Source organism: Corynebacterium sp. NPDC060344 (genome assembly GCF_042725215.1).
Lineage (GTDB): Bacteria > Actinomycetota > Actinomycetes > Mycobacteriales > Mycobacteriaceae > Corynebacterium.
On record NZ_JBHXCS010000028.1, the window covers coordinates 1 to 3408 of the forward strand.

Annotated in this window: 5 protein-coding genes; all 5 read left to right on the top strand. The window is 75.2% G+C overall.

Translation table 11 applies throughout. The features are described from left to right. Positions 1–187 (top strand): hypothetical protein (locus ACFWGD_RS13050; RefSeq protein ID WP_377779116.1); only part of this gene is annotated, 187 nt, incomplete at its 5' end. Next, positions 184–1026 (top strand): sugar phosphate isomerase/epimerase family protein, encoded by an 843-nt coding sequence (locus tag ACFWGD_RS13055; RefSeq protein ID WP_377779117.1) that lies wholly within the window; start codon positions 184–186, stop codon positions 1024–1026. The genes ACFWGD_RS13050 and ACFWGD_RS13055, both read left to right, overlap by 4 nt. Further along, positions 1023–1634, top strand: a complete 612-nt coding sequence (locus tag ACFWGD_RS13060) for an EboA domain-containing protein (protein ID WP_377779118.1) — start codon at positions 1023–1025, stop codon at positions 1632–1634. Before ACFWGD_RS13055 ends, ACFWGD_RS13060 begins: the two co-directional genes overlap by 4 nt. Then, positions 1634–2482 carry a TatD family hydrolase gene (locus tag ACFWGD_RS13065; protein WP_377779119.1) on the top strand — a complete coding sequence of 283 codons (849 nt, stop codon included), beginning with the start codon at positions 1634–1636 and terminating at the stop codon, positions 2480–2482. Before ACFWGD_RS13060 ends, ACFWGD_RS13065 begins: the two co-directional genes overlap by 1 nt. Positions 2483–2485: 3 nt before the next feature. Continuing rightward, positions 2486–3408, top strand: a 923-nt coding sequence (gene eboE / locus ACFWGD_RS13070) for a metabolite traffic protein EboE (RefSeq protein WP_377779120.1), incomplete at its 3' end; no start/stop codon positions are given.

The following is a 3408-nucleotide window of genomic DNA, read 5'->3' on the forward strand; positions in this document are numbered from 1 at the left end:
GCTGTGGCATGCGGCGCTCAATCCGTCGCCGCCGCTCACCCAGCGGGCCGTCGGCGGAGGGATCCGGGCCATGATCCCGCTGCAGGCGGCGCTCGCCGCGCGGGCCGGGGCGCCCGGGACGGCGCTCGTCCTCGCCGGCCTCGTTCCCGTGGCCCGGCGCCTCGCCCGGAAGGTGAGCCCCACATGAGCCTGAAGCTGGGCTACGGCACCAACGGCCTGACCGACCTGCGCCTGGACGACGCCCTCGCCCTGCTGGCCGACCTCGGCTACGACGGCGTCGGCCTGACCCTCGACCACATGCACCTGGACCCGATGACCCCCGGCCTCGCGGCCCGCACCCGGCACGTGGCCCGCCGCCTCGACCGGCTCGGGCTCGACGTCACGGTGGAGACCGGCGCCCGCTACGTCCTCGACCCGCGCCGCAAACACGGCCCTTCGCTCCTGGACCCGGACCCCGACCTGCGGGCGGCCCGGGTGGGCCTGCTCGTGCGGGCCGTACGCGTCGCCGCCGACCTCGGCGCGCACGCCGTGCACTGCTTCAGCGGCATCCGGCCCGCGGAGAGCGACCCCGACACCGCGTGGAAGACGCTCGCGCACACCCTCGGCCCCGTCCTCGACGCGGCCGAGAGCGCCGGGGTGCCGCTCGCCATCGAGCCCGAGCCGGGCCATCTGCTCGCCACCCTCGACGACTTCCACCGGCTGCGCACCGAACTCGGCAGCCCGGGCGCCCTCGGCATCACCCTCGACATCGGGCACTGCCAGTGCCTGGAGCCGAGCCCGCCCGCCGAGTGCGTGCGCGCGGTCGCCCCCTGGCTGCGGCACGTCCAGATCGAGGACATGCGCCGCGGGGTCCACGAGCACCTGCCCTTCGGCGAGGGCGAGATCGACTTCCCGCCCGTGCTGGCCGCCCTGGAGGAGGTCGGCTACCGGGGTCTGACCGTCGTGGAGCTGCCCCGCCACTCCCACGCGGGCCCCGAACAGGCCGCCCGGTCCCTGCGATTCCTGCGCGATGGAGGCACCCCGTGACGATCCCCCAGATGGAGTCCAGGATCCCCGCCCCGGGGGGCCGCGCCTGGCTCGTCGCCGCCTTGGACGCCGCCCGCGAGCACCGGGGCGCCGCCGAACCGGCCGGGCTGCCCGTGTGGGAGCTGCGCTTCGCCGAGGCGGGGCGCCGCTGCGGCGGCGACGAGGCCGCCGACCTGGCCCGCGTCCAACTGCTGGAGGCGGCCCGCCCGGACGCCGCCACCGTCGTACGGCTCTACCGGCAGGGCACGGCGGCCGAGCGGCGCGCCGTGCTCCTGGCGCTGCCGCGGCTGTCCCTCGACCCCGCCGACGGGCTGGCGCTGGTCGAGGACGCGCTGCGCACCAACGACACCCGGCTGGTGGCGGCCGCGGTCGGCCCGTACGCGGCCGCGCACCTGGACGCGCACGCCTGGCGGCACGCCGTACTGAAGTGCCTGTTCACCTCGGTCCCCGTGGCCTTCGTCGCCGACCTCGCCCGCCGCGCCGCCGGCGACACCGAGCTGGCCCGCATGCTCCAGGGCCAGGCGGCCGAGCGCACGGCAGCCGGCCGGCCCGTGCCCGCGGACCTCCGTCTCGTACTCACCCTGACCCGAGAGGCAGCGCCGAACTGATGCGCATCTTCGACCCGCACATCCACATGACCTCGCGCACCACCGACGACTACGAGGCGATGTACGCGGCCGGCGTGCGCGCCATCGTCGAGCCGGCGTTCTGGCTGGGCCAGCCGCGCACCTCGCCGGCCTCCTTCTACGACTACTTCGACGCGCTGCTGGGCTGGGAGCCGTTCCGGGCGGCGCAGTACGGCATCACGCACCACTGCACCATCGCGCTCAACCCCAAGGAGGCGAACGACCCGCGCTGCACGCCGGTCCTTGACGAGCTGCCCCGCTACCTCGTCAAGGACAACGTCGTCGCCGTCGGCGAGATCGGCTACGACTCGATGACCCCCGAGGAGGACGCCGCCTTCGCCGCCCAGCTCCAGCTGGCCGCCGACCACGGACTGCCGGCGCTGGTGCACACCCCGCACCGGGACAAGCTGGAGGGGATGCGCCGCACCATCGACGTGGTGCGCGAGTCGGCGCTGGGCGCCGACCGGGTGGTGCTCGACCACCTGAACGAGACGACGGTCAAGGAGGCCAAGGACGCCGGCTGCTGGCTCGGTTTCTCGGTCTACCCCGACACCAAGATGGACGAGGACCGGATGGTCGCCATCCTGCGCGCCTACGGCCCGGAGAAGGTCCTGGTCAACTCGGCGGCCGACTGGGGCAAGAGCGACCCGCTCAAGACCCGCAGCGTCGCCGACGCCATGCTGGCGGCCGGCTTCGACGAGGACACCGTCGACCTGGTGCTGTGGCGCAACCCCGTCGCCTTCTACGGCCTCAGCGGACGCCTGAACCTCCAGACCCCGCAGCCCGCGGCCCTGCACGCCGGCAACTCGATACTCCGCGGCGGGGAATGACCGATGCGTTTTCGGCACCCCGACGGATCCACCGTCCACCTCGCCTACTGCACGAACGTGCACCCCGCGGAGAGCCTGGACGGGGTGCTGGCCCAGCTGCGCGAGAACTGCGAGCCGGTCCGGCTGCGGCTGGGCCGCGAGCGCCTCGGCATCGGCCTGTGGCTGGCCAGGGACGCGGCCCGCACCCTGACCGCCGACCCGGCGGCGCTCGGCCGGCTGCGCGATGAGCTGGAGCGCCGCGGCCTCGAGGTCGTCACCCTCAACGGCTTCCCGTACGAGGGCTTCGGCGCCGAGCACGTCAAGTACCGGGTGTACCGGCCCGACTGGACCGAGCCCGAGCGGCTCGCGTACACCGAGGACCTCGCGGCGGTGCTCGCCGCCCTGCTGCCCGCGGACGCCTCCCACGGATCGATCTCCACGCTCCCGCTGGCCTGGCGCACCCCCTACGAGGAGGACCCGCGGGCCGCGGACGCCGCCCGCGGGGCCCTGCTGCGGCTCGCCGCGCACCTCGACGAGCTCCACGAGCGGACCGGCCGCTCCATCCGGGTCGGCCTGGAACCCGAGCCCGGCTGCACGGTGGAGACCACCGCCGACGCCGTCGCCACGCTGGCTTCGGCCGCCGGCGAGCGGATCGGGCTGTGCCTGGACACCTGCCACCTCGCCACCTCCTTCGAGGAGCCGAAGACCGCCCTCGACGTGCTGGCCGAGGCCGGCATCCCGGTGGTCAAGGCCCAGCTGTCGGCGGCCCTGCACGCCGAGCACCCGCACCTGCCCGAGGTGCGCGCCGCGCTCGCCGCGTACGCCGAGCCCCGCTTCCTGCACCAGACGCGCACCCTGGACCGCCAGGGCCGGCTGCACGGCGCCGACGACCTCGGCGAGGCCCTGTCCGGTGGCGCGCAGCCCGACACCGGGCCCTGGCGGGCCCA